This is a genomic window from Pantoea sp. BJFS-204, assembly GCF_049310725.1.
GTDB lineage: Bacteria > Pseudomonadota > Gammaproteobacteria > Enterobacterales > Enterobacteriaceae > Pantoea > Pantoea agglomerans.
This window is the reverse complement of record NZ_JBMOWE010000001.1, coordinates 691,494-717,107: the sequence shown is the minus strand read 5'-3', so window position 1 is coordinate 717,107 and position 25,614 is coordinate 691,494. Positions and strand designations below refer to the sequence as shown.

General features: G+C 53.3%; 31 protein-coding genes. 13 read left to right on the top strand and 18 right to left on the bottom strand.

Annotated elements, in window-relative coordinates; translation table 11 throughout:
- Positions 1-26: 26 nt before the first annotated feature.
- The 9 genes from tcyN to ACO6VX_RS03180 all read right to left on the bottom strand — a co-directional run bounded on the left by tcyN (position 27) and on the right by ACO6VX_RS03180 (position 8,818).
- On the bottom strand, positions 27-779 hold the full coding sequence (tcyN, locus tag ACO6VX_RS03220; protein ID WP_010247571.1) for an L-cystine ABC transporter ATP-binding protein TcyN: 753 nt from the start codon (positions 777-779) through the stop codon (positions 27-29).
- Positions 776-1,444: a cystine ABC transporter permease gene (tcyL, locus tag ACO6VX_RS03215; RefSeq protein WP_003854540.1), complete on the bottom strand. Its 669-nt coding sequence runs from the start codon at positions 1,442-1,444 to the stop codon at positions 776-778. The genes tcyN and tcyL overlap by 4 nt, the downstream gene beginning before the upstream one ends.
- Complete coding sequence (gene tcyJ / locus ACO6VX_RS03210) at positions 1,444-2,244, bottom strand: cystine ABC transporter substrate-binding protein (RefSeq protein WP_010247584.1); 801 nt, start codon at positions 2,242-2,244, stop codon at positions 1,444-1,446. Before tcyJ ends, tcyL begins: the two co-directional genes overlap by 1 nt.
- Positions 2,245-2,357: 113 nt before the next feature.
- On the bottom strand, positions 2,358-3,344 hold the full coding sequence (locus tag ACO6VX_RS03205; RefSeq protein WP_010670829.1) for a D-cysteine desulfhydrase: 987 nt from the start codon (positions 3,342-3,344) through the stop codon (positions 2,358-2,360).
- Between the two features lie 218 nt (positions 3,345-3,562).
- Complete coding sequence (fliZ, locus tag ACO6VX_RS03200; protein ID WP_010247591.1) at positions 3,563-4,066, bottom strand: flagella biosynthesis regulatory protein FliZ; 504 nt, start codon at positions 4,064-4,066, stop codon at positions 3,563-3,565.
- A 50-nt stretch (positions 4,067-4,116) separates the two neighbouring features.
- Positions 4,117-4,839, bottom strand: coding sequence for an RNA polymerase sigma factor FliA (locus tag ACO6VX_RS03195; RefSeq protein WP_003854529.1), 723 nt, complete (start codon positions 4,837-4,839; stop codon positions 4,117-4,119).
- Positions 4,840-4,983: 144 nt separating this feature from the next.
- The gene (locus tag ACO6VX_RS03190) at positions 4,984-5,952 is read right to left on the bottom strand and encodes an HNH endonuclease signature motif containing protein (protein ID WP_010247595.1); all 969 of its coding nucleotides are present in this window, start codon (positions 5,950-5,952) and stop codon (positions 4,984-4,986) included.
- A gap of 305 nt (positions 5,953-6,257) precedes the next feature.
- Positions 6,258-7,460: a flagellin lysine-N-methylase gene (gene fliB / locus ACO6VX_RS03185; RefSeq protein ID WP_022625487.1), complete on the bottom strand. Its 1,203-nt coding sequence runs from the start codon at positions 7,458-7,460 to the stop codon at positions 6,258-6,260.
- Positions 7,461-7,618: 158 nt separating this feature from the next.
- Positions 7,619-8,818, bottom strand: coding sequence for a FliC/FljB family flagellin (locus ACO6VX_RS03180; protein ID WP_022625486.1), 1,200 nt, complete (start codon positions 8,816-8,818; stop codon positions 7,619-7,621).
- Positions 8,819-9,153: 335 nt separating this feature from the next.
- Here ACO6VX_RS03180 and fliD point away from each other — a divergent pair, with 335 nt between their 5' ends.
- From fliD to amyA, 4 genes are all read left to right on the top strand, one after another.
- Positions 9,154-10,566 (top strand): flagellar filament capping protein FliD, encoded by a 1,413-nt coding sequence (gene fliD / locus ACO6VX_RS03175; protein WP_062757860.1) that lies wholly within the window; start codon positions 9,154-9,156, stop codon positions 10,564-10,566.
- Positions 10,567-10,577: 11 nt separating this feature from the next.
- Entirely contained in the window at positions 10,578-10,985 is a 408-nt protein-coding gene (gene fliS / locus ACO6VX_RS03170) for a flagellar export chaperone FliS (RefSeq protein ID WP_033778966.1), read from the top strand.
- Positions 10,985-11,350, top strand: a complete 366-nt coding sequence (fliT, locus tag ACO6VX_RS03165; protein ID WP_010247612.1) for a flagella biosynthesis regulatory protein FliT — start codon at positions 10,985-10,987, stop codon at positions 11,348-11,350. The genes fliS and fliT overlap by 1 nt, the downstream gene beginning before the upstream one ends.
- A 101-nt stretch (positions 11,351-11,451) precedes the next feature.
- A complete protein-coding gene (gene amyA / locus ACO6VX_RS03160) occupies positions 11,452-12,933 on the top strand; it encodes an alpha-amylase (protein ID WP_191921389.1) in 1,482 nt (493 codons plus the stop codon).
- A gap of 100 nt (positions 12,934-13,033) precedes the next feature.
- Here amyA and yedD read toward each other — a convergent pair whose 3' ends face one another.
- Positions 13,034-13,507 carry a lipoprotein YedD gene (yedD, locus tag ACO6VX_RS03155; RefSeq protein ID WP_010247616.1) on the bottom strand — a complete coding sequence of 158 codons (474 nt, stop codon included), beginning with the start codon at positions 13,505-13,507 and terminating at the stop codon, positions 13,034-13,036.
- 254 nt (positions 13,508-13,761) lie between these two features.
- Here yedD and ACO6VX_RS03150 point away from each other — a divergent pair, with 254 nt between their 5' ends.
- On the top strand, positions 13,762-14,085 hold the full coding sequence (locus ACO6VX_RS03150; RefSeq protein ID WP_008926858.1) for a DUF6388 family protein: 324 nt from the start codon (positions 13,762-13,764) through the stop codon (positions 14,083-14,085).
- A gap of 202 nt (positions 14,086-14,287) precedes the next feature.
- Here the strand turns inward: ACO6VX_RS03150 and iraP are convergent, their stop codons facing one another.
- Positions 14,288-14,587, bottom strand: a complete 300-nt coding sequence (iraP, locus tag ACO6VX_RS03145) for an anti-adapter protein IraP (RefSeq protein ID WP_010247621.1) — start codon at positions 14,585-14,587, stop codon at positions 14,288-14,290.
- A 174-nt stretch (positions 14,588-14,761) separates the two neighbouring features.
- On the opposite strand from iraP, the gene ACO6VX_RS03140 reads away from it, so the two are divergent.
- Positions 14,762-15,001: a DinI-like family protein gene (locus tag ACO6VX_RS03140; RefSeq protein ID WP_003854508.1), complete on the top strand. Its 240-nt coding sequence runs from the start codon at positions 14,762-14,764 to the stop codon at positions 14,999-15,001.
- A 38-nt stretch (positions 15,002-15,039) separates the two neighbouring features.
- On the opposite strand, the gene ACO6VX_RS03135 is transcribed toward ACO6VX_RS03140, so the two are convergent.
- The 3 genes from ACO6VX_RS03135 to ACO6VX_RS03125 all read right to left on the bottom strand — a co-directional run bounded on the left by ACO6VX_RS03135 (position 15,040) and on the right by ACO6VX_RS03125 (position 16,169).
- On the bottom strand, positions 15,040-15,306 hold the full coding sequence (locus tag ACO6VX_RS03135) for a hypothetical protein (RefSeq protein WP_422457648.1): 267 nt from the start codon (positions 15,304-15,306) through the stop codon (positions 15,040-15,042).
- Between the two features lie 151 nt (positions 15,307-15,457).
- Positions 15,458-15,799 carry a hypothetical protein gene (locus ACO6VX_RS03130; protein WP_033787597.1) on the bottom strand — a complete coding sequence of 114 codons (342 nt, stop codon included), beginning with the start codon at positions 15,797-15,799 and terminating at the stop codon, positions 15,458-15,460.
- A complete protein-coding gene (locus tag ACO6VX_RS03125) occupies positions 15,786-16,169 on the bottom strand; it encodes a hypothetical protein (RefSeq protein ID WP_010247627.1) in 384 nt (127 codons plus the stop codon). The genes ACO6VX_RS03130 and ACO6VX_RS03125 overlap by 14 nt, the downstream gene beginning before the upstream one ends.
- Before the next feature lie 136 nt (positions 16,170-16,305).
- On the opposite strand from ACO6VX_RS03125, the gene ACO6VX_RS03120 reads away from it, so the two are divergent.
- Positions 16,306-16,938 carry a helix-turn-helix domain-containing protein gene (locus ACO6VX_RS03120; protein ID WP_010247629.1) on the top strand — a complete coding sequence of 211 codons (633 nt, stop codon included), beginning with the start codon at positions 16,306-16,308 and terminating at the stop codon, positions 16,936-16,938.
- A 65-nt stretch (positions 16,939-17,003) separates the two neighbouring features.
- Here the strand turns inward: ACO6VX_RS03120 and ACO6VX_RS03115 are convergent, their stop codons facing one another.
- Positions 17,004-17,252, bottom strand: a complete 249-nt coding sequence (locus tag ACO6VX_RS03115) for a hypothetical protein (protein WP_422457645.1) — start codon at positions 17,250-17,252, stop codon at positions 17,004-17,006.
- 321 nt (positions 17,253-17,573) lie between these two features.
- Here ACO6VX_RS03115 and ACO6VX_RS03110 point away from each other — a divergent pair, with 321 nt between their 5' ends.
- Positions 17,574-17,774, top strand: coding sequence for a hypothetical protein (locus ACO6VX_RS03110; RefSeq protein WP_228312628.1), 201 nt, complete (start codon positions 17,574-17,576; stop codon positions 17,772-17,774).
- Between the two features lie 38 nt (positions 17,775-17,812).
- Here ACO6VX_RS03110 and ACO6VX_RS03105 read toward each other — a convergent pair whose 3' ends face one another.
- Positions 17,813-18,700, bottom strand: a complete 888-nt coding sequence (locus ACO6VX_RS03105; protein WP_064691423.1) for a benzoate transporter — start codon at positions 18,698-18,700, stop codon at positions 17,813-17,815.
- Between the two features lie 466 nt (positions 18,701-19,166).
- Between ACO6VX_RS03105 and ACO6VX_RS03100 the strand changes: the two genes are divergently transcribed.
- Positions 19,167-19,523: a hypothetical protein gene (locus ACO6VX_RS03100; RefSeq protein WP_346556146.1), complete on the top strand. Its 357-nt coding sequence runs from the start codon at positions 19,167-19,169 to the stop codon at positions 19,521-19,523.
- A gap of 177 nt (positions 19,524-19,700) precedes the next feature.
- On the opposite strand, the gene ACO6VX_RS03095 is transcribed toward ACO6VX_RS03100, so the two are convergent.
- Both ACO6VX_RS03095 and fliE read right to left on the bottom strand, forming a co-directional pair.
- Complete coding sequence (locus ACO6VX_RS03095) at positions 19,701-20,042, bottom strand: hypothetical protein (RefSeq protein WP_033787594.1); 342 nt, start codon at positions 20,040-20,042, stop codon at positions 19,701-19,703.
- 223 nt (positions 20,043-20,265) lie between these two features.
- Positions 20,266-20,577 (bottom strand): flagellar hook-basal body complex protein FliE, encoded by a 312-nt coding sequence (gene fliE / locus ACO6VX_RS03090; RefSeq protein ID WP_003854485.1) that lies wholly within the window; start codon positions 20,575-20,577, stop codon positions 20,266-20,268.
- A gap of 232 nt (positions 20,578-20,809) precedes the next feature.
- Here fliE and fliF point away from each other — a divergent pair, with 232 nt between their 5' ends.
- From fliF to fliI, 4 genes are read left to right on the top strand one after another with little or no spacing between them, the layout of a single operon-like run.
- Positions 20,810-22,549, top strand: a complete 1,740-nt coding sequence (gene fliF / locus ACO6VX_RS03085) for a flagellar basal-body MS-ring/collar protein FliF (protein WP_191918444.1) — start codon at positions 20,810-20,812, stop codon at positions 22,547-22,549.
- Positions 22,546-23,538 (top strand): flagellar motor switch protein FliG, encoded by a 993-nt coding sequence (fliG, locus tag ACO6VX_RS03080; protein ID WP_010670853.1) that lies wholly within the window; start codon positions 22,546-22,548, stop codon positions 23,536-23,538. The genes fliF and fliG overlap by 4 nt, the downstream gene beginning before the upstream one ends.
- Positions 23,531-24,226, top strand: a complete 696-nt coding sequence (fliH, locus tag ACO6VX_RS03075; protein ID WP_010247652.1) for a flagellar assembly protein FliH — start codon at positions 23,531-23,533, stop codon at positions 24,224-24,226. The genes fliG and fliH overlap by 8 nt, the downstream gene beginning before the upstream one ends.
- Positions 24,226-25,587, top strand: coding sequence for a flagellar protein export ATPase FliI (gene fliI / locus ACO6VX_RS03070; protein ID WP_010247655.1), 1,362 nt, complete (start codon positions 24,226-24,228; stop codon positions 25,585-25,587). Before fliH ends, fliI begins: the two co-directional genes overlap by 1 nt.
- The last annotated feature ends 27 nt before the right edge of the window (positions 25,588-25,614 follow it).

The following is a 25,614-nucleotide window of genomic DNA, read 5'->3' as shown; positions in this document are numbered from 1 at the left end:
CTGCCTTCCTGGGAAGGCAGTGTGGATTACTGATTCAGAAATTTATCAAGGAACTGACGGGTGCGCGGCTGCTGAGGGTTACTGAACAACGCTTTCGCTTCGCCCTGCTCCACAATGCGCCCCTGATCCATAAAAATGGCGCGGTCAGCCACATCGCGGGCAAAGCTCATCTCATGCGTGACGATGACCATGGTGCGTTTCTCTTCGGCCAGCGCGCGAATGGTGCTGAGCACCTCGCCCACCAGCTCCGGATCCAGCGCCGAGGTCGGTTCATCGAACAGGATCACTTCCGGCCGCATCGCCAGCGCACGCGCAATCGCCACGCGCTGTTGCTGCCCGCCGGACAGACGGCGCGGATAGCTCTCTTCTTTGCCGTGCAGCCCGACCTTCTCCAGCAGCGTGCGGGCGCGGGCTACCGCATCCGCTTTCGCTTCGCCTTTAACGATAACCGGCCCTTCAATAATGTTCTCCATCACTGAACGATGCGGAAACAGATTGAAGTTCTGGAAGACAAATCCGACCTGCTGACGCAGACGACGCACCTGCTCTTTCTGCTTACTCTGTGCCAGCGCTGCATCAACAGTAATCTCTCCAACGCGGATGGTGCCGCTATCCGGCACTTCCAGCAGATTGATACTGCGCAGCAGCGTGGTTTTACCTGATCCGCTGGGGCCGATAATGGCCACCACTTCACCGGCGGCCACATCAAGGTCGATGTCGTGCAGCACCGTCTGGCCGTTAAAAGACTTCACCAGCTTTCTGACTTCGATGGCGCTCATTTCGACTCCGAATCCTGACGATTAACATGCTGTTCCAGCCGGTTCTGCAACGCAGATAACACCGTTGCCATCACCCAGTAGATCAGCGAGGCTGCCAGATACATGGTAAAGACTTCCAGCGTGCGTGAGGTGATCAACTGCGCCTGACGGAACAGCTCCGGTACCTGAATGGTCGCCGCCAGCGAGGTATCTTTTACCAGGCTGATAAAGCTGTTGCCCAGCGGGGGCAGCGCGGTGCGGGCTGCCTGTGGCAGGATCACCCGGCGCAGGGTTTGCCAGCGCGTCATGCCGATACTTGCCGCCGCTTCCCATTGCCCGCGCTCAATCGATGAAATCGCGCCACGCAGTGACTCTGAGGCATAGGCTGCGGTATTCAGGGAAAGACCAATCATCGCGGAGGGGATCGGATCCAGTTCAATGCCAAACTGCGGCAGGCCGTAATAGATCATAAACAGCTGGGCGATCAGCGGCGTGCCACGAAAGATCGAGACATAGATCCGCGCCAGCCAGCGAACCGGCCAGAAGCGCGACAGACGCATCAGCGCCAGAATAAAGCCCAGCAGCAGGCCAAAGAACATGCCGCCGATGCTGAGCTGCAGCGTAAACAGCGCGCCTTTTAATAAAAAAGGTGCTGAATCCAGCACCAGTTGAAGACTTTCCTGCATTATTTCGTCACGTCCGCGCCAAACCATTTCTGAGACAGCTTGCTCAGCGAGCCATCTTTCTGCATGTCAGCAATGGCCTGGTCGATCGCTTTCAGCAGGTCGTCGTTGCCTTTACGTACCGCCACGCCCGATTCCTGACGGGAGAACGCATCACCCGCGACCGCCATGGTATCGCCCGTTTTCTTCACCAGATCCAGCGCAGCCAGACGGTCAACCAGAATGGCATTCAGACGGCCAGAGCGCAGATCCTGATATTTGGTCGGGTCATCATCATAGGTACGGATGTCCACGCCCTTCACATTCTCACGCAGCCACTGCTCGTAGTTGGTGCCCAGACCGACGCCCACTTTTTTACCGGCCAGGTCAGCAGGTTTGGTGATAGTGTTCGCATTGGCTTTCATGGTCAGCGCCTGAATGCCGGAGACCGTGTATGGCGTGGAGAAGTCATACTTCTTCTTACGCTCATCAGAGATGGTGACCTGATTGATGACCACATCGATGCGCTTCGCGTCGAGTGAGGCCAGCATGCCGTCCCATTTGGTCGGTTTCAGGCTCGCCTTGACGCCCATGTGCTGTGCCAGCTGTTCCGCGAATTCCACTTCAAAGCCGGTCAGCTTGCCCTTTTCATCCTGGAAACTGAATGGCGGATAGGTGCCTTCCAGACCCACCAGCAGCGTGCCGCGCTCTTTAATTTTGTTGAGCAGATTTTCCGCTGCAAAGGTTTTAACGTTGACGCCAGCAATCAGCGCCACGGCCATGACGCCCATCATCATCTGACGACCTGCACGAGAAAAGGACATATTCACCCCATTATTGACAGTATTGTGTGTGTGTTCTTATAAGGGCAGCACGGCTTGTCGCTGCCAGTCCAGTAGGATAACCCACGGAGTATAAACTGTTTTATTCGCTTGTCTCAGACCGAAGGATGATAAGCAAATAACGCCGGTGCGCCGCCCGTATGAATAAACAGCAAAGGACCTTCACGGCGGAAACGATTCTGGCTGACGCCATCCAGCAGTCCGGCCATCGCCTTGCCGGTGTAGACCGGGTCCAGCAGGATCCCTTCCAGCCGCGCCAGCAGTTTCACCGCAGCCATGCCTTCATCATTGGGTTCGCCGTAGCGCGGCGCAAAGTAGTCATCCCACAGGGTAATCGGTGCCTTAGCCTGCACTTCCAGCGTCTCCGCCAGCGACTGACGCAGCCGCTCCACCAGCGGCAACTGCGCCTCAACCTGGCGTGAAACGGTGACGCCCACCAGCTCGGTCTCCGGCAGCAGATGCTCCAGACCTACCGCCAGTCCGGCATGGGTACCGGCACTGCCCGAGGCCACGACCACGGCGGCGAAATCGACCACACCCTCGCTCTGATGAGCAATCTCCTGCGCGCACTCTACATAGCCTAGTGCACCCAGCGCATTTGAGCCGCCGACCGGCACGATGTAAGGACGATAACCCTGGGCTTCCAGACGCGTGGCCTGTTCAGCCAGCTGTTCCGCAGGGTTATTCAGCGCATCCACCATGATCACTTCAGCGTCCATCAGATCCAGCAACAGTCGGTTGCCGTTGCTCAGGTAGTTTTCTGCGTGGGTGCCAATCGGGTTTTCCAGCAATGCCACGCACTTCAGGCCAAGCCGGGCCGCGACTGCCGCCGTCTGACGCACATGATTGGACTGGATAGCGCCCGCGGTCAGCAGCACATCGGCGCCTTCACGCAGCGCGTCCGCCGCCAGGAATTCCAGCTTGCGCAGCTTATTGCCGCCCATCGCCACCGGCGTGAAATCATCGCGTTTAATAAAAATATCGCGACCCAGGTAGTCAGAGAGCCGTGGCAGATGTTCTAACGGCGTGGGTGCACCCAGCAGTTCAAGACGTGGGAATTGGTGTAACAGATGTAAAGACAATGCTGCCTCCGTTCGGGCATTCAATTTATCCTTACAGTGTTGCAGAAGATGCGAAAAGGATCACCCTGATTCAGGTGTCAGCAGATGCGGTGAGACAGATGCGTAGTGAAAGTTGCAGGAGAAAGAAGCGCCGTGCTCCCCCTTCCCTTCTACCCGGCTGGCGGGCAAAAGGGGAACGTGCCGCAGGCACGCGGGGGAGCAATCGGTGCAGATCAGGGTTAACCCTGCTGCCAGCCTAAGAATTGATCGTACTTGCGCAGCGCGATGCGGTAATTGTTATTACCGGCATCGGGCAGATCGCTTTCCAGACACTGATGCCAGCTATTTCCCTGAAGCCTGTCGGCCGGGAAATTTCTGGCTTTCAGCATCTCATCCAGACGACGCAGCCGCACCACATATTCACGAATTGTGCTGGGGCTCATCTCTGTCTGTTCAAACAGATACTGTTTAAACGCCATTATGTCGAAGTAATTAGGATGGGTATTACAAAAAATATCACTGCAAAAACGACAAAGCGCGGTCAGTTCGGGCTGAAGTTTCAGCCACAGCTGCTCATCAATCATCTGGTCCATCCGAGCGATGGCCTCTTTATTGATGATCTGGCCACGAAAAACGAGCGCCATTCGATCTAATACCTTGCCACAGTGTGAACAGTTGCTCTGGCTGTGTTTATAGTCTTTAAGATAACGACTTAACGGTCTGGCCTTGGTCTTGGCTCCCATTACTGAGTCCCCGGTTTTTTATAATTTTGAATCGCCAGGAACTGATACTGCTAGCGCGCTCCCGCAAGTCGGGCACGCAGGCGTTTAATCGCCTGACTGTGCAGCTGGCTGACACGGGATTCACCCACATCAAGCACCGCCCCAATCTCTTTCAGGTTCAGTTCTTCCTGGTAGTACAGTGTCAGCACCATCTTTTCACGATCGGGTAACGCTTCGATCGCTTCAATGACGCGCTCACGCAGACTCCCTTCAAGCAACTGATGAAGCGGATTAGCCTCTTCATGGCCTTCCGTCACCAGCTCCGCGCTGTCGCCGTGCTCTTCCCGATACTCGTCGTAGGAGAAAAGTTGACTGTTGTTGGTGTCCAGCAGGATCTGCCGGTACTCCTCCATGGAAACATTCAGCTGCTGCGCCACTTCCTGCTCAGAGGCAGAACGCCCCAGCGACTGTTCCACTCTGTGCATTGCTCCGGCCACCTCGCGTGCATTACGACGCACACTGCGCGGTGCCCAGTCCCGACTACGAAGCTCGTCGAGCATGGCGCCACGAATACGCTGCACGGCATAGGTGGTAAAGGCTGTACCCTGGAGCGCGTCATAACGCTCTACGGCATTTAACAGCCCTATCCCACCCGCCTGCAGCAAGTCGTCAAGCTCAACACTGGCCGGCAGGCGAACCTGCAGACGCAACGCTTCATGGCGCACCAGCGGCACGTAGCGCTGCCAGAGCGAATGCTTGTCCATCACGCCTTCGGCGGTATAGAAATCGTTCACGTTGACTACCCTGCGTTAATGAAGTTATCGGCATGATTATCCAATTCTGTAGCGTTTTCGATTGGCTGAATAGGCGGGGTAAAACGAGGCTATTTCATTTTTGTTACCTCAGAGTGCAGATCCTTCTGCACTCTTCAGCGGAGATTAACGACGGGCGCGCAGCCGTTGCCGGGTGGCGGGCGGCACTGCCGCCCACAGGCTGCAGACGCGACCTTCCAGTTCCTGATACCAGGGCGCCAGATGCTGTTGCGCCTCTTCGCCAGGATGCACCAGAATCTCGCCCGATTCACCATCAATGCTAATCAGTCGGTTAATAAATAGCCGCTGCAAATCACTGCGTAAAAACAGGCCGTTATCGATGCTGTTATCTGCCAGTACACCGTCATCCCCTTCCTGCGTGTCGATATGGCAGGCTTCCACCCATGGCCAGTTATGCCGTTCGGTCAGCTCGGTGCCGGTCATCACACAGGCGCCGTAGCGGGCTTTGACACCGGCGCTGAATTCCGCCTGGCTGGCGCGCTGCAGCACCCGGGCTTTGACACGACGCCCGACCTCAGTTCCCGGCATCACCGCCGCCGGGACTTTGTGCTGTGGCGTACTCAGCACCACGATGAACTGAATGCGCTGCGACTGCGGAAAACAGGGATCCGCCTGTGGATTGAAAAGCTGCCAGTAAGCGTCTTCATCATCCTGATGCATCAGCACCAGTTTATAGCCGCGGCTGTTAAGCAGATTCTGTGCCGTGGCGGATTGGGGATCGATCATCGCGAAGACCTGGCTGCTGCCCATCACCTTCCACAGGTTGTCGCGCTTTTCGCTATCGCTGCGACGGAAATAGAGGAAGGAGAGATTCTGCTTAAGGTAGTGCTCAAAGCGACGCAGGTAATTTTTACGTTCGTTGTCATGGGAGATGAACAGCAGATCCTCCAGCGGGCTGTTGCTCTCTTCCTGCGCGAACACCGCACGGATTTTCAGCGTACGCAGCCCGGTTGACGGACTCAGCAAGGCGCGCGCCGTCAGCTCTTTATCATCAGGGTATTGCAGAGCATAACGCCGGGCGATCTCTTCAAAGGTCAGCCGCTCACCCGGTAACAGGTCATAATTGAAGCGCATAGACACTCCACAAAGTTAAAATCAAAAATGATGTTGTTCTGTGAGGAGTTATCGGCAGTCTGGAGGGGAACTGTAACGGGCTGGAGGGATTGCCTGGGATTGAGAGACAGGTAGCCTGCAAGGTTGTGGTCAGGAAACCGGTTTGAAGGAAGCGGGTGTTAAATTGCGTTGCATTGCCTGGAGCTGCTGGCATAAAAATAAGCCAGCACACCAGCTGCAATTCTTTCAGCAATTAGCTAATGCCCGCCCGTAGCTATCAGGGACAAATGGGCGATGCCGATGATGCGAAGCTGCATCGCCTCAGATTATTTAAGCAGGTAAATCAGCGACAAATCGTCATTGACCTTGACCTTATCAATCTCGGCCAGAAACGCCATCACCGATTGTGGCGTATGTTTTGTTATTGAGTGGTAGCTGTAGATGATATTAATAATATCCTCTTCACTGACGGTTCCGACCAACTCAACATTGGCCGCAATCAGTGATTTAAGCAGGAACCATTCTGCCGTCAGAAGATATAAGCTTAGTAACGGGCTGCGATTTTCGTTATTAGGGAAGAAATCATCATAAATGCGGTACTGAATATAGTTATTCATTATCCACGGCCGTTCAGCAAGCCAGGGCATAACCTGCTTCTGCCAGACGTTGTCCAGCCGGATCATTGGCTGACTGACGTCATCGGTTTTGGCCCCTTCGGCCTGAATGTAAATCAGCTTATTAACGTAGTGATTCAGGGTAGGAAAGGCGCGCTTATCGGCCATGGTGCTGAACCAGCTTTGCAATCTCAACAGTAAAGACCATTGCAGGTTATAGTCAGGTTTAACCTGGTCAAGCTGCAGCCTGATTTCACCCTGTGTCAGGTTGTTGAGGACATCAGAAAAATGATGCTCCATCTGGACCAGCCAGTCTTCTTCAGGGCTTACTCTTTCCGCACCCAGCAGAAAGCTGGCCAGCGCGTAAAACCCTTCATCAAGATGAATGCCGCTGAATTTAATGATGTTAAGACACATCAGATTCAGCAATTTCTTTTGCTGATCGAGATCTTTAGCTTTATTGCCATAAGGTTGTTGCCTGATGCTCTCCCCGAACAGCATCGCGTCAGGTGAGGCTAATAATTGCCGGGTCGCCTCCGGACAGGAGAGCGCCAACGTTTTTTGCTGTTCATATTTAAAGGTGTTCGCCGCTCGGGGATAGGTCGCACAGGTGTTGCTCAGTGCGGCAGCACCCAGCCGGGAATGCACTTTGCACAGGCGATTTTCATCCATAAATGCACAGTTGCCAGAAGCATTAAGCTTCATAGTTCCCCAACTGGCAAAGCTTTTGCGGGTGGTGGTGATGTTTTCAACTGCCAGCGTTTTGATTTCAATCAGCGAGGATTTTAAATAGCGATTGACCGTGGGCTTATCCAGGTGGATATCCCAGCCCTTACAGCAGTGATCGCGACACTCACTGCCAATACATTTGAAGGCGCTGACAAAGAGCGGTTCCACGACAGTAATATTTTTCATTATTTACCTGCTCAACAAAGGCATTTAAAAAAGAGTCTTAGTGTGAGGATAAAGGAACGAGGGGAGATTGATTGGCAGAGAAACAGGGCAAAAACAGGCTAATCGCAGGCATAAAAAAACCCCGCCGAAGCGGGGTTAGTCTTTTATAAGTTGGGTGATTAGCCCTGCAGCAGAGACAGAACCTGCTGTGGAACCTGGTTAGCTTTAGCCAACACTGAGTTACCAGCCTGCTGTACGATCTGCGCTTTAGACATGTTTGAAACTTCAGTTGCGTAGTCAGCATCCTGAATACGAGACTGTGCTGCAGACAGGTTAGTGGTGGTGTTGTTCAGGTTAGTCACGGCTGAGTTCAGACGGTTCTGAATCGCACCCAGTGAAGAACGGAACTTATCAACGCTGGCAATCGCTTCGTCCAGCTTTTTCAGTGGATCAGAAGTTGAACCCGAGGTCACGTTAGACAGGCTCATGTTAGCCGTATCCAGTGTGAACGCAGCGGTATCGCCACCAGCAGTCGTTACTGCAGCCTTCGCATCAACTGCAACGTAGAAGTCCTGGTTTGCACCGTTAGCAATGTCAAAACCGTTCGCTTTCAGGCTGTTGGTTTCTGCATCGCTGGCTGATTTCACGTTAACTTTAGCGAACAGGTTGCCGTTGTCATCTTTATACACTTTGTCTGCAGTAACAGTGACGTTAGCAGCTGCAACACCCAGGCGAGTTGCCAGGCTATCAGCTGTGCCTTCAGCAACAGTGGCTTTAGATACGTTACTGGTAGAACCGTAAACGCTCTGGAAGTCAGCCGCTGCAGCAGCAGTAGGTGTACCCTGTGGACCATTCACGTTGAAAGTGTTCAGTTTCAGCGTAGAAGAGTCAATTTTCTTCAGGTCGATGGTGATAGTTTCGCCATCGTTAGCGCCAACCTGAATTTTCATTGAGCCATCTTTAGCCAGCACGTTCACGCCGTTGAACTGAGTCTGACCAGATACGCGGTCGATTTCGCTCAGACGGGATTTGATTTCGTCCTGGATTGAAGATTTGTCAGAAGCTGAGTTGGTACCGCTTGAAGCCTGTACAGTCAGTTCACGAACACGCTGTAAGTTGTTGTTGATTTCTGACAGTGCGCCTTCAGTAGTCTGCGCAGCAGAGATACCGTCGTTAGCGTTACGAGCAGCCTGAGTCAGGCCCTTGATGTTAGAGGTGAAACGGTTGGCAATTGCCTGACCAGCAGCGTCATCTTTCGCGCTGTTGATACGTAAACCAGAAGACAGACGCTCCATTGAAGTAGACAGAGCTGACTGGTTCTTGTTGATGTTGTTCTGAGTGATCAGCGAGAGGCTGTTGGTATTAATGACTTGGGCCATGATGAATTTTCCTGTTAATCAAGTCTTTCGGTTAAGGTGTGGGCTTCAACCCGCCGGCTTCAGCGCCGTCAAAGTTGTTATCGTCTGCCGTTTAACAACCTTTAGAATTTTTTTAGTACCAGGCGAATTTTTCTGCTTCAACCTGTCACGTTTTAAGTTATCGCCACCCGCCCGAACTTCTTTAGGCTTAATTCATTAATTTTCTAGCCGCTGAATTACCCTTCTCTATAGTGCTTATTTACCTCATTACCCTAAGGCAAATAACCTTAAACTTTCCTTATTCAAGGCCGATAACGCAGGTATCAATTTTCTGTCGACCTTATAAAGGAATTAATATGGCTAGTATAAGCAACCTCGGTGTGGGTTCCGGCCTGCCACTCAGTACCATGCTTGACAGTTTGACCACCGCTGAAAAAGCTTCACTCAAACCTATTTCTACTCAGCAGACAGCTTATACGGCCAAGCTCAGTGCTTACGCCACCCTGAAAAGTTCACTGACAACTTTCCAGGCTGCTAATACCAAGCTGAACAGTGCTGACCTGTTTACCGCTACGACTGCGGCCAGTAGCTCCACAGCGTTCAGCGCGACCACTTCTGGCAGCACCGTGGCCGGTAAATATGCCATTAACGTCACGCAGCTGGCACAGGCGCAGGTACTGACCTCAGGAGTACAGAGTAGCAACACCGCCGCGCTGGGCGACAGCTCCGTGGCCAGCCGCAGCATCGCGATTACCTTAAAAGATGGCACCAGCAAAAGCATCACGCTCTCCAGCGATCAGACTTCGCTGACCGGCATGCGTGACGCCATCAACGGCGCCAATGCCGGCGTCACCGCCAGCATCATTAAGGTATCAGACGGCAGCTTCCGCCTCTCAATGAGCGCCAATAAAACCGGCAGCGACAATGCGGTGGCAACCATCGCCGTCACTGGTGACAGCACGCTACAGGGGATTGTGGGCTTTGACGCCAGCGCCAGCAGCAACGTGATGACCCAGAGCGTCGCTGCGCAGAATGCCAAACTGACGGTCAACAATGTTGCGATTGAAAACAGCAGCAATCAGATTAGCGATGCGCTGGAAGGGATTACCTTAAATCTGACCGCGCAGACGGTTGGCGATCAGACGCTGACGATTACCAAAGACACCTCAAAATCCTCCAGCGCCATCAGTGCCTGGGTGGATGCCTACAATACGTTGCTGGATCAGTTCAATACCCTGACCAAATTCACCAAAGTCGATACCAACAGCGATGCACAGGACTCCAGTAATGGTGCCCTGCTGGGTGACAGTACGTTACGGACGATTGAGACGCAGCTGAAAAGCATGCTCACTAATTCGCAGAGCACATCTACCTTTAAATCACTGAGTCAGATTGGTGTCACCACCGATCCCACCACCGGTTCATTAAAACTGGATTCGACCAAGCTGAACAGCGCACTGGATAAAGATGCTGCAGGTGTGAAAGCGATGATCGTAGGTGACGGTAAAACCGGTATCGCCGCTAAAATCGACAGCAAGCTGACTGACTGGCTGGCTACTAAAGGGATTATTCAGTCCGCCACCGATGGCGTGAGTAAAACACTGAATAGGTTAACCACCCTCTATAACACCACCAGCGATCGTATTGATGCCGATATCGCACGCTATAAAACGCAATTTACTCAGCTGGATATGGCCATCAGTAAACTCAACTCGACCAGCACCTATCTGACGCAGCAGTTCGACACGTCCGATTCGTCTAAAAAATAACAGGAGTGACCATGTACAGCGCTACAGGCACCAAAGCCTATGCAAAAATTGGCGTAGAAAGCGCCGTGATGAGCGCCAGCCAGCAGCAGCTGGTTGTGATGCTGTTCGACGGTGCACTGAGCGCGTTAATCCGCGCTCGTCTGTTTATGCAGGATGGCAATATTGAAGGCAAAGGCAACTCTATCTCCAAAGCGATCAATATTATCGAAGCCGGCCTGAAAGAGGGCCTGACTGAAAACCGTGGTGATGAGCTGGCAGACAATCTGCTGGATCTTTACAACTACATGACGCGTCGCCTGTTGCATGCCAACCTGAACAATGATGTTGCAGCGGTCGAGGAGGTCGAAGGCCTGCTGCGCAACATTGCTGACGCGTGGAAAGAAGTGGTTCAACCTAACCTGATTCAGGACGCCGTTTAATGACTACTGCACCGCATCTGATTACCGTTTACCAACAGTTACTCGATCTCAGCCAGGGAATGCTGCGTCATGCAGCACAAGGCGAATGGGATGAATTGATCAGCAGGGAGATGGAGTATGTCAGTGCGGTGCAGAACTTAGCCCAATCGACAGAAGCCGTGTCGCCGTCGGCACAGACTCAGGAGCAGTTACGTCCGGTGCTGCGCCGTATTCTCGATAACGAATGTGAAGTGAAACGTCTGCTGCAGGCGCGGATGGATGAGCTGGCCTCACTGGTGGGTCAGAACAGCCGCCAGAAATCGGTGATGTCCGCTTATAGCAATCAAGGCGGCGTTGTTATGGTGCCGCACGAAACCCTCTCCTGATCCCCTGCTCTGTCACGCCGCCAGATTTATTTTTCTGCGCGGCGTCTCTTTTTTGCCGCTTACTCCATACTTGATTTTCATCATCCCCTGGAGTGTGGTACATGCAAAACCCAACGTTATTACAGTTTTTCCATTGGTATTACCCGGATGGCAGCAAACTGTGGCCGGAAGTCGCCGATCGTGCGGCCTGGCTCAGCGAAATCGGTATCACCATGGCGTGGTTGCCACCGTGCTACAAAGGGGATTCGGGGGGCTATTCTGTCGGTTACGACAGCTACGATCTGTTTGACCTGGGTGAATTTGATCAGAAAGGCAGCGTTGCCACCAAATATGGCGACAAACAGCAGTTACTGGCGGCAACAGAAGCCCTGCGTAGTCACAACGTTGGGGTGCTGCTGGATGTGGTGCTGAACCACAAAATGGGTGCCGACGAAAAAGAGACGATCAGCGTTAACCGCGTTAATCCCGATAACCGCGATGAAATCTACGACGAGGTGGTCGGGTGCGAGGCCTGGACGAAATTTACGTTTCCGGCACGCGCCGGGGAGTTTTCGAAATTTGTCTGGGACCACAAATGCTTTAGCGGCGTAGACCACATCGAAAATCCGGACGAAAACGGCGTATTCAAAATCATCAATGACTACACCGCCGAAGGCTGGAATGACCAGGTTGATAACGAACTGGGTAATTTCGACTATCTGATGGGTGCCAACATCGATTTTCGCAACAACGCGGTCAGGGAAGAGCTTAAATACTGGGCGCGCTGGGTGATGGAACAGGTGCCCTGCACCGGCTTTCGTCTCGATGCGGTAAAACATATCCCGGCCTGGTTCTACAAAGAGTGGATCGACCATATTCAGGAGGTTGCTGAGGAGCCGATGTTTATCGTCGCGGAATACTGGTCGTTTGAAACGGAGAAGCTGCAGGAGTATGTGCATCAGGTGGAAGGCAAAACCATGCTGTTTGATGCGCCACTGCACATGAACTTCCACCAGGCCTCAACCGCGGGCAGCGGCTACGACATGAGCCAGATCTTTGCTAACTCGCTGGTGGTCGCTGATCCATGGCATGCCGTGACGATCGTGGCTAACCACGACACCCAGCCGCTGCAGTCGCTGGAAGCACCGGTAGAAGCCTGGTTTAAACCGCTGGCCTATGCGCTGATCCTGTTGCGTGAGCAGGGTGTGCCTACCATCTTCTATCCCGACCTGTTCGGCGCGACCTATGAAGATGAAGGCGGCGACGGCGAGAAGCACAAAATTGAGATGCCGGTGATCCCTGAACTGGAAGGATTGATCCGGGCGCGCCAGCAGTATGGCTGGGGCGTGCAGACCGACTATTTTGATCACCCAAACTGCGTGGCCTTCAGCCGCAGCGGCACCGAAACACAGCCAGGCTGTGTGGTGATCATGTCGAACGGCGATGCCGGTGAGAAAAGCGTGCCGATGGGTGAAGGTTTTGCCGGTAAGGTCTGGCGCGATCATCTGGGGAATCGGGAAGAGACCATTACTGCCGACGAGCACGGCACGGCGGTCTTTGTCTGTAACGGTGGCAGTGTCAGCGTCTGGGTGGTGGCAGAATAAGCTCGTTACAGAAGAAATGACTCAAAACTAAAACCGCCCCGGCAGGCAGAAGCGTGAAGTGCGCTCTGCCCGTCGGGGCGGTTTTGTTATGGTCCGGCTGTTATGACTTCGCGTTGTTTTCTGTAATCGGTGTGCGCAGCAGTTGCGGTTCGATGTTCTGAATCACGGCGGCTTTCGGCTGTTTCGCCACCTCTTCCAGCGCCTGCTGACACTCAACGGTCGGACGCGCCACTTTACGCAGGGTCATCCTGTCATAGCTAAGCTCGCCATTCTCCACGACCAGCGGCATCACCCGCACCTGACGCGTGACGTTGACATAATCGCCGCTTAACCGGGTCAGTTTGCCCGGCTTCGCAATCACCCGCATCCACTGACGGCAGTCCAGCGTGCTGCCATCCGCATTAATGATCACACTGGCTATCGCCTTGTCGCTGATCAGGCTGCTCTGTGGGCCGACGGTTTGCCAGGTTCCCTGCAGATCAGCGGGCGCCGGCGTTTGCACCGCATTTTCATAATCGTTGATTTGTGCACAGCCACTCAGTGCCAGCGCGGCAATCAGCATCCACTTTTTCATGTTTAATCCCTAAGATCCCATCAATGGCGGCTACGTTATAATTTTTCCACCGCGTTGCGCAAGGTATCTGGGTGTTCAAACACCACGCAGACCCTGATTGCGCCAGAATTTATCCCGCAGTGAGCTCCACGGTCAGGTTTTTGACCGGAAGTTCAGAGGCTGAACTGATGCAAACTCCGTCTTTTGTCACGCCTGACAAGCGGAAGACAACCCGCTACACTGACGCGCTGCAACAGACTTTCAGGAATATGAATATGAAAACGCCAGAAGCCTACTATGCCCAGGCGCGCGAGATGTTTTTTACCGCGCATCCCGACTTTCAGTCTGCACTTGATGAATTAACGGAGAGCGATGCCCGTGCGGCTAACCTGTCACTGCGACAGCTGCGCGAATGGCATGCCGAACGCATCTATGCGGCCTTTTTGCGGCAGAAGAATCTGGATGGAATGATCTTTTCTATTCAGCTCGCTGAGCCGGATAAAGCGGTGGCGGCTGAAGCTATCGAGACTTATCTCAAATCTCATGCTGAGTCGCTGGGGATGAGCTGGGAAGAGTTTTGCATCAAAAACGAGCTCTAATCAGGGCCGCGCTGAAGTTGTATATTGCAAACACCTCCAACCAGTTCCGGCACTGCAGATAAAATTGTACTAACCGGGGGAAAGTGTATAACTTCGGCGTGCGACTCAGGTCGTGATTGTCCTTTAAAGAATAGTGCTGATGCACTGCCTCTGCAGGTGTTGTCTCAATTCCACCTCCAGAGGCGAATTTTTTTATCCGCCCCTACCCTTCACCTTCCGTCGCTTTACCCTTTACTTCAACATAACTCGCTACCGCCAGCAGACGATTAATATGCGTCAGCAGCAGATCCACATCAGACTGCAGAAACTCGGTCGAAGATTGCGAAGCGGTAACAATGGCATCCTGCACCGTTTCTGAAATAGTCAGCGAGTTGTCCTGTTTCGCCTGCACCAGCAGCGCCGCAACCAGCAGGGACTGCGCTTCAAGCTGCGCCGTCAACTCTTTTGCATCGACGTCCATCTTTGCCAGTTTTAGCAGAATATCAATTACCAGTTGTCGCATCGCGGACCTCCTAAAAGTAAGCCGCCATTATGTCGCGATGCGTGCGCATTTTGCTAGTCGAAGATTGAGGTTTATGCGAGATAAAAATTTACACGAAATCAGGCGCGCTGCCTTGCTACTGTTTTTATTTACAGTATTATATGTCAGCGATTTTGCCCTGAATGGATTGCCATCATGTTTGTTGAGTTGATTTATGACAAGCGCAACGTTGCCGGTTTACCGGGTGCTCGCGAGATGATTCGTGAGGAGCTGGAAAAGCGGGTGCATCGGGTGTTTCCTGACATTGAAGTTAAGGTCAAGCCGATGGAACGTAACGCGATTGATACTGATTTGAGTAAGAACGATAAAGCGACGGTTGCGCGGATTGTTGAAGAGATGTTCGACGAAGCGGAAATGTGGCTGGTGGCCGATTAATCCCTTAACGGCCACCACATCAGTTAGCGGGAGATGACTTAGCTCTCCTGCTCGCTGTGATTAACTTCAATCTCGATGTCCTGAATCGCGGCATCCATATCTTCCAGCAGTTTACCCTGCTTATTCAGCAACGCATCGATTCGGTCGGCGTTGGTCTTGTCTTTATACTCACCGGCATCAAACGCTAACCATTGGCTGGAAAGGGTTTCGGTGTTGGTCTGAGCATAGTGACGCATCTCTTTTAGCTGAGAAGTCACGTCACGCAGATATTCAGTTTTGGTCTTGGTTTCTGTTGAATCGCTCATGCTAAATTTCCTTCTGGTCATTTATCCAAAGTGAGTAGGCTTAGCGGTTCATCAACCGGCCAATCAGCGGGCCTGCATTCAGGTACAAAATATTGCCCGGATATTTAAAACTAGTCGATAATAGCGAAGCCGCATTAAGAATAATCGGAAGTTATGGTTTATGACCGGAATTCACGGCTGGCACCTCACTCTCAGTGACGACCTCTTTGACTTTTATGACCGTTTTGTCGGCTATGCGATCCGGTATTGCATCCAGCTTATGCTGTATTGCTGCAACCTGATCGGTCAGCAGCTCCACTCTGTCATCACGCCGCGCCGCAATTAAGCGGTAATCCGCCCGAATCTCCTCGACCCGCTTGTTTGCGGTGTTACTGACGTAGAGAAAAATGATCGTCATCAGGATGCAAATCATCGAACAGCTCAGCAATACGCAGCCGAGGATAACTTTGCGCCGGTAAGACATCGGTGCCTTAGTGCTATTAATCGTGGCCATCACTGCGATCCTCCAGAGTTGAGATAAGCCGATCAATCTCATTACGAAATTTATCGTTCTGATCGGTTTCGGTCATTGCCAGTAAAATCCCTACCGCATTCTTGATTAACCGAAGATCCGTTTCGAGTGTCGAGATACGCCGCAGATTCCTGTCGTGCCGTTCGCGTAATTCATCGTTCTCCTCCCGTATCAGCAGGTTGCTCTCTTTCAGCAACACCACCTGCTCTTTGTAGCTGGTAATAATTTCGCCGCCGGCTCGATTACTGGTTACGATTGACGCAATTCCCGCCAATAACGGTTTCCAGAACAGTGCTGCTGCCCCCCCACCCAGAACTAACGCACCCATACTGGTAATCAGACTACTTTCCATGCCACACCCCTTTGTACGGTAAGGTCTCTGGAACTTACTGCGTGCTGCTTAGCCACGTCCCCCGCATGAAATTTAAGATTGCTTAAATACCAGGCTTAAGTATACTTAAGTCACTCTCAACCAAAAAGTCAAGCTTATGAAAAACGAAACGCTGGGTGACCGCATCCGACTCCGACGTAAATCGCTGCAGTTAACGCAGAAGCAATTGGCGCAACAGGTAAAAGTGTCCCATGTGGCGATTTCGCAATGGGAAAAAGAGGAGACGCTGCCGCGCGGTGAGAACCTGCTGCGGCTCGCCGAAGCGCTGGGCTGCGCACCGGCTTTTCTGATAGATGGGGATGGTCCTGTTTTCAGCGAAAGCGCCTGGAGTGGTCTGCACCAGATCCCACTGCTTGCACAGCGCGACGTGCCGCGATGGCTGAGCGAGGCCGGTTCCGTCCGGCATGAACTGCTGATGCACAACGACATGGCGCTTTCACAGCAGAGCTTTGCCTTCCGGGTGGAAGAACAGGCGATGACGCCCGCGATTCTGCGGAATGATGTGGTGATCATCGATCCCACGCAGTCACCTCAGCCCGGCGAATGCGTGCTGGCATTGCAGCAACAGGTCGTGCTGCTACGCACCTGGCGTCAGCGCGGCAGTGAAAATGGCGTCATGCAGTTTGAACTGGCACCGGTCAATATCAATTTCCCTGAGCTGCAATCCAGCCGGGACAGCCTGAAGCTGATTGGTACGCTGGTGGAACTGCGACGCTACCGCCAGCCATAAAAAAACCCGCCGTGCGCGGGTTCACTTTTCATCGTACAACAGTGGCTGAGTTTATAACCGGACAGTTACAGGGCATCGGTCAGTTGATCTACCACCACTTTGCCCTGCAAATTGGTCTGCATAATGCGGTAATTCACGGGCCATGAGCGGCGGGTACTGAGTTTATCGAACAGGGTTACGCCGCCTTTTTTAACTCCCTGGCTATTTACAATAATCCATTCGGTGACCTCTTCCTGACCACGATTTTTCAGGCTCAGCGAGCGTTGTTCGATTAACTGATCTTCAGCTTCAATCTTTAAATAGTCTCTTAACATAATTTCTATCTCCTGGTAACTCAGGCCACTATATGCCTTTTGCTAATCCTTTCAATCGAATTTATTTATCGATCTGTTTATCGACGGGAATGTGACCTGCCGCAAGCGATATGACAGATTTGTCCATTACTGCATCAGGGATTCCCGGTTAGCATGAACCTGCTGTACACACCCAAACATCGAAAAATGACGTGTTCAGTATGAGAGAAACTCCGATTAGCCCGCCGCTGGCGGGCTTTTTTTTCTTCTTTAATCCGCTGCGCATGCGGGATGTCAGTGCTGGTCTAAACTTAAGAGACTGGAATAAAAGGAGAGAGAGTTATGTTTAAACACAATACGAATGAAGAACGTAAGAAAGAAGGTGATGTCAGCAAAAGCCTGCCCGAAGCCGTGCCAAACGCTGGTAATGCTTACGAGGAAGATGATCATCCCGCCACTGATGCGCCGAAAGATCATGGCGAAGTGCCGCGCAAAAATGATGACAGCCAGGATGACAAAAAAGATCCCTACAAGGCAAGCTGATGTGCGACAGGCGCGCCCGCTGGGCGCGCTGGTCAGCGTTAAGATTTAATGAGATCGGCAAGCTGGTACTGATTTTCAACCAGCCAGGCTGGAAAATGTTCGGATGTTACCGGCACTATCTCCATCCTTCGCGGACGATTCCAGATATCAATATTGTTCTCAACGCAGCGCCGTATGTGATCCGGATTATTAAATTCGGGACAGTTACGTTCGGTATGAGAAATCGAAGACATTTTTTCACTGATGCGCTCATCGCTCATTACCCAAGAAAAATGCCATCCTGCGTTCTTAATGGTTTTCGTCCGGAAATTTAGCCACTTCCAGCGCAACCAGTTCTCGCGTATCGGTGTTCCACGACGCTTAACATTGCGAAGCAATTCCGGTTGTCCCATAAAAAAGTTTCGCAGCGTTTTACAGGTCACCATTTTTGCCAGGGTGGCACAGCGCGGTGTGCCGTCGTCATTTAAAACCCGGACATTAAATTTAAAATTGAAATATTGCTGATGCAGCGTCGTGCAAAGATGTTGATGACTGAATGCTTTTATCGCCTCGGGTCGGGGAATTTCATCGACGTCTGACACAATAACAATATCATCATCCTGCGCGCCGGCCAGCCCCTGCATAATCTGATTACGTGCAGTGGCTTCATTTTCCCAGGGATCTGTCTCTCCCGCATTAACCACAGAACTATTCGATTTAAAGGCTTCCTGATAAAATCTGGGCGCAATATCGTTAACAATATAAATAATTTTATCGCGGAAACGATCGAACTTCTCAATATCAAAATGAAGCTTTTCCCGGCGTTTTCCGGTAAAGGTATAGCGCGATTCCACAATGACAAACCGATCAACAACATGCTCAAGCGTGTTCAGACGCATCTCAAGCAAGATATCTTCATCGTAGTACAAAAAACAGTCATAAATCATAATATTCAGAGGCACTTAAGTAGTAAGGATTTAATCAGGACACCTCAGCATGCGTAACACAACAGAGGTATAACGCCTTTTATTGGGGCCGATTTTTAATGAACCTGATGTGTGTGTAATGTACTGCGTAAAACTTTCCGTGTTTATAATAAGTTGGCTAACAAAGGCTGCAGGTAATGATTTTCGGGCATCCGCCACAAAGCAGACTAACGATATGATGAGCAACCATTCAGAGTGATATTTACCTGACATTCACCTGACAACGGTTAACACCAGCAGACAGCATGAGTCACCTGATGCGGGCTACTGAGTTCCTGTCCGTTGCTTACATCATAATGCGTTGCGCAGAATGTTACATATAGTCCGTAACGCCAGCAATATTAAGCGCAGATTTTTGATTAAAATGAGCGATACGATCAATATCCGGATATTATTGGTCAACAAAATAACTATGATGGTTTAGTTAATGAAGAAGATCATTATTGCCCTGAGCATAAGTCTGATGGGCGGATGCGTAGATATGGGACGGGTTGGATTACATCCGACAACAAAAACCGCTTATTTCGACGGTCATCCTTTTCAGGTTGAATCCTGCCTTAGCGTAGCGGCACAGGATCAAAGACTCTATCTGGAGCAGGATGAACCTCTGCCGGATGGCACGAAGCGATATAACCTTGAGCAGGATAATGAAACCGTGGCCTGGGTTGAAATTGCAAAGTTCAGCCCTCATCAGACCAGTGCGACATTTTACTATGATCCAAAAGCATCAGATATCAGCACAGCAGTTTCAGGGATGATCGCACGGTGCAAAACATCACATTAAATGCCGCGTCGGCATGTGCGTGATGCAGGATGGATGACCAGGAGACAGAATAAGTTGTCAGGCCAGCCCGAGCACAAGCGCTTGCCTGACAACCTTTTGCACTCTTCTATTCAAAGGTTTTTATCACGCTCGCTTCCGGGCTATGCCATGTTCAGGAGTGGGCAGCCGAAGCTCAGCCTATTTAGCCGGTTCGCAATCGTAGGCACCTCGTATGCGGATCTGACTCTGGCTGGTGCGGACGATTTCAGCTCTTAACAGCCCTTTGCCCTGACGGTTCGTCAGCTCCATATCCACCATTCCCGGCGCTTTGCTGTTTTTCACCAGCAGTTTGACCGTCGCGTTGTCGTAATCGCCCTTCTCTTTCGCAAAGGTGACTTTCTGCGTTTTTGCGCGTTCTCCATTCACCGAGAACCAGCCGCTCTTGTCAGGTTTAAGATAGAACGGCCCGCACTGCGTGGCAGCAAAGGCTGGAGCCGATAAGCTGATTAACGATGCGATAAGGATAAGTTTTTTTAGCATTGGGCTGGCGTCCTGCTGATAGGTGATGAGGGGTCGGGTCGTCTGCACCGAAGAGTGAGTTCCCTGCTGCACGGCTCGTAATAAAGAGCAGTATAGTCAATGACACCTGCATTATCGCCAGCACAGGGTCATAGACTCAGCAAAGGGATCGGCCTTGATGCTGGCAACGCACTACCCTAATCCACTGCCACGCAGGCGTGCCTTGTTCAGCGGAATCAGCTCACTAAACCTGCATATTCATAATTTCGCTATACGCCGACACCAGCTTGTTCCTGACCTGAATACCCATCTGCATTGAGATCGACGATTTCTGCAGATCGACCATCACATCATTAAGCGCGATACCGGGTTTACCCATCTCAAAATCCTGCGCCTGGGTGCGGGCGGTGGTCTGCGTCTCGCTGATCTTATCCAGCGCCGCTTTCATAGTTGCACCGAAATCGATCTGATTAGGGGCTTCACTGCTGCGGTTGCTGGCCTGCAGTGAGGTCGCCTGAAGCTGCTGCAGTACGCCGTCAATTGCCTGAATGGACATGAACGATACCTTATAAAGGAGGATGATATTTTTTCTGTGGGGAAAAGTTAGCACGTTGTCAATGAGACAAAGCCGCTAAATGACATCAAAAACCCTACCTTATCCAGCCATCGAATTTTCCTTATCACCTAATAATGCCTGGCATTGAAGTGGAAATTTTATCTACGCAGGTCAGGGAGTCTGTTTTGCCATCTCAACTTACCCGGTCAATTACGTCAGGCAGGAATCGGTCATGAATGCGAGTACAGCCGCCACAACAGAACAAGAAAAGAAAGGCTTCGGTGACCTGCTCGCTCGCCTGCGCGCAAATCCGCGTATTCCTTTAATCGTCGCTGCCGCCGCCGTTGTGGCGATAGTGATCGCGATGGTGCTCTGGGCGAAGCAGCCCAGCTATAGCGTCCTTTATAACAACCTTACAGATGAAGATGGCGGTGCCATCGTCACGCAGCTGACGCAGATGAACATCCCTTATCGCTTCGCCGAAAATGGCGGCGCGCTGATGGTGCCGGAAGCGAACGTGCATGAGCTGCGTCTGCGTCTGGCTCAGCAGGGTCTGCCGAAAGGCGGCTCGGTGGGTTTTGAGCTGCTCGATAAAGAGAAGTTCGGTATCAGCCAGTTCAGTGAGCAGGTTAACTACCAGCGCGCGCTGGAAGGCGAACTGGCTCGTACCATCGAATCACTCGGCCCGGTTAAAAGCGCCCGTGTTCATCTGGCGATGCCAAAACCCACCTTATTTGTGCGTGAGCAGAAAGCGCCATCTGCCTCTGTCACCTTAACCCTGCAGCCTGGCCGTGCGCTGGATGAAGGCCAGATTCAGGCCATCGCCCACATGGTCTCAAGCAGCGTCGCCGGTTTACCGCCGGGCAACGTCACCGTGGTCGATCAGACCGGTCGCCTGCTGACCCGCTCTGATTCCGCCGGTCGCGACCTGAATGATGCACAGCTCAAGTATGCCTCTGAAGTTGAAGCACGCTACCAGCAACGTATCGAAGCGATCCTGAATCCGATTCTCGGTCAGGGCAATGTGCATGCGCAGGTTACCGCGCAGATTAACTTCGACACCGCCGAGCAGACCGACGAGAAATATCAGCCTAACGCTAACCCGTCGAACTCAGCGATTCGTTCGCGTCAGACCAGCACCAGCGACCAGTCAGGCAGCCCTTATCCGGGCGGCGTGCCGGGCGCGCTCTCTAACCAGCCTGCGCCAGCAAACACTGCGCCGGTGACGACGCCGAACAACACTGCTGCCAATGGCCAGAACGCCAATGGTCAGAATGCTAACGGTCAGAACAACGCGGCGAATAACGCTAACCAGACCACCAGCACCGCAGCGGCCAGTGCCGGACCGACCAACTCGCGTCGTGACGACACGGTGAACTACGAGCTGGATCGCACCATTCGTCATACCAAGGTCAACGTTGGTGACGTACAGCGCCTGTCGGTGGCGGTCGTGGTGAACTTCCGTGCAGATGATAAAGGTAAAGCGGTTGCGCTGAACGAACAGCAGCTGAAGCAGATTGAAGATCTGACCCGCGAAGCGATGGGCTACTCCCAGAACCGTGGCGACAGCATCAACGTGGTGAACTCGCAGTTCAACACCACTGAACCAGTGACCACCGATCTGCCCTTCTGGCAACAGCAGTCGTTCTTTGATCAGCTGATGAACGCCGGTAAGTGGCTGTTGATTGCCCTGGTCGCTTTCATCCTCTACCGCAAACTGGTTCGTCCGCACCTGGTTCGCAAGCAGGCCGCAGAGAAAGCCGCCGCGGAAGCCGTTGCCGCTCGTGCGACTGAGCAACCGGAAGAAGAAGCCTTTAATGTGCAGCTCAGCAAAGATGAGCTGGATCAGGAACGTAAGTCTAACAACCGCATGAGCGCAGAAGTGATGAGTCAACGCATCCGCGACATGTCAGAAAACGATCCGCGCGTTGTAGCGCTGGTAATTCGCGAATGGATGAGTAAAGAGCTATGAGTCTGACCGGAACCGAAAAAAGCGCCATCCTGATGATGACCATTGGCGAAGAGCGCGCCGCGGAAGTTTTCAAACACCTGAACCAGCGTGAGGTCCAGCACCTGAGCGGCGCGATGGCCAACATGCGTCAGGTGTCACATAAGCAACTGACTGAAGTGCTGCGTGAGTTCGAAGCGGATGCTGAGCAGTTCGCGGCGCTGAGCCTGAACTCCAACGAATACCTGCGTTCGGTGCTGACCCGGGCACTGGGCGAAGAGCGCGCCTCCAGCCTGCTGGAGGACATTCTCGAAACGCGCGACACCACCAGCGGCATGGAAACGCTCAACTTTATGGAGCCGCAGGCTGCTGCCGACCTTATTCGCGACGAGCATCCACAGATCATCGCCACCATCCTGGTCCACCTCAAGCGTGCCCAGGCCGCCGATATTGTGGCGCTGTTCGACGAACGTCTGCGTCACGACGTGATGCTGCGTATCGCCACTTTCGGTGGTGTCCAGCCAGCCGCGCTGGCCGAACTGACAGAAGTACTGAACGGCCTGCTGGATGGCACCAACCTCAAGCGTGCGAAGATGGGCGGCGTGAGAACCGCAGCCGAGATCATCAACCTGATGAAAACGCAGCAGGAAGAGGCGGTTATCGAAGCCGTACGCGACTTCGATGGCGAACTGGCGCAGAAAATTATCGACGAGATGTTCCTGTTCGAAAACCTGGTGGCAGTGGACGACCGCAGCATCCAGCGTCTGTTGCAGGAAGTGGAGTCCGAGCAGTTGCTGGTTGCACTGAAAGGTGCCGAACAGCCACTGCGCGAGAAGTTCCTCAAAAACATGTCAGCCCGTGCGGCGGATATCCTGCGCGACGATCTGGCCAACCGTGGCCCGGTGCGTATGTCCGCAGTGGAAAACGAACAGAAAGCGATCCTGCTGGTGGTACGCCGCCTGGCCGAGTCAGGCGAGATGGTGATTGGTGGTGGCGAGGAAACTTATGTCTGATGCATTTTCTGCGCGCCCCTGGCAGCTGTGGCAGCCCACGGATTTAGGCCGTTTCGATGAGCCTGCTGAACCGGAGCTGCAGCCAGAAATTTACGAAGCTGAAGATGGCGTTGATGAGCAGCAACAGCAGCTCGAACGCCTGCAGCAGCAGATGCGCAAAGAGGCACAGGGCCAGGGTTACAACGAAGGCTATCAGCAGGGTGTGACCGAAGGCCAGAAAGCCGGCTACGACGCCGGTTTTCAGCAGGGTCTGGCCGATGCCCAGCAGCAGCAGGCGCCCCTTCAGGCGCGTATGCAGCAGCTGGTAACCGAGTTCCAGAACACGCTTGAATCGCTGGACAGCGTGATTGCGGCCCGTCTGATGCAACTGGCGCTGGAAGCGGCACGTTCGGTGATTGGTCAGGCGACCACGGTGGATGGCACCGCCCTGCTGCGCCAGATTCAGGGGTTACTGCAGCAGGAACCGATGTTCAGCGGCAAACCGCAACTGCGCGTTCACCCGGATGACTTACAACGCATTGAGCAGACCCTGGGGCCGACGCTGGATCTGCACGGCTGGCGGCTGATCGCTGACAGCACCCTGCATCCTGGCGGCTGCAAACTCAGCGCAGAAGATGGCGATCTGGATGCCAGCGTCGCGACGCGCTGGCAGGAACTCTGCCGTCTTGCCGCACCGGGAGAATTGTAATGACCACTCGTCTGAATCGCTGGCTCGGCTCGCTCGATGCCTTTGAGAAACGCATCGCCCAGGTGCAGCCGGTGCGCCGTTATGGCCGCCTGACCCGCGCCACCGGCCTGGTGCTGGAAGCAACCGGCTTACAGTTGCCGCTGGGTGCGACCTGCGTAATCGAACGCAACGATGGCAAAACCATCAGTGAAATTGAAAGCGAAGTGGTGGGATTCAACGGTCAGAAGCTGCTGATGATGCCACTGGAAGAAGTGGACGGCATTTTACCGGGTGCGCGGGTCTATGCGCGCCAGAACGGAGAGAACCCGCAGGCAGGCAAACAGATGATGCTGGGGCCGGAACTGCTGGGCCGCGTACTCGATGGCAGCGGGCGACCGCTGGATGGCCTGCCGTCTCCGGATACCGGTTATCGCGCGCCGCTGAACACCCCGCCGTTTAACCCGCTGCAGCGTACGCCGATCACCGACGTGCTGGATACCGGCGTGCGAGCGATCAACGCCCTGCTGACGGTCGGTCGCGGACAGCGTATGGGCCTGTTCGCCGGTTCGGGCGTGGGTAAAAGCGTGCTGCTTGGCATGATGGCGCGTTACACCAAAGCGGACGTCATCGTAGTCGGTCTGATTGGCGAACGTGGCCGCGAAGTCAAAGATTTTATCGAGAACATTCTCGGCGCTGAAGGCCGCGCCCGTTCGGTGGTGATCGCCGCCCCGGCCGATGTTTCGCCGCTGCTGCGTATGCAGGGTGCCGCTTACGCCACGCGTATCGCAGAAGACTTTCGCGACCGCGGCCAGCATGTGTTGCTGATTATGGATTCCCTGACCCGCTACGCTATGGCGCAGCGTGAGATCGCGCTGGCGATTGGTGAGCCGCCGGCCACCAAAGGCTATCCGCCTTCCGTATTCGCCAAACTGCCTGCCCTGGTTGAGCGTGCCGGTAACGGCATCGACGGCGGCGGCTCGATCACCGCCTTCTATACCGTCCTGACCGAAGGCGACGATCAGCAGGACCCGATCGCCGACTCCGCGCGCGCCATTCTCGACGGCCACATTGTGCTGTCGCGTCGGCTGGGCGAAGCGGGTCACTATCCGGCCATTGATATAGAAGCCTCGATCAGCCGTGCGATGACCTCGCTGATCGATGAGAACCACTATGCGCGAGTGCGCCAGTTTAAGCAGTTGCTCTCCAGCTTCCAGCGTAACCGCGATCTGGTCAGCGTCGGTGCTTATGCCGCGGGCAGTGATCCAATGCTTGATAAAGCGATCACGCTCTATCCGCAGATGGAAGCCTTCCTGCAACAGGGCATCTTTGAGCGCAGTGATTACGACGACGCCAGCCTGCATCTGCATGCGCTGTTTGGCTAGTCACACGAATTAACGCGAGGTAACGGC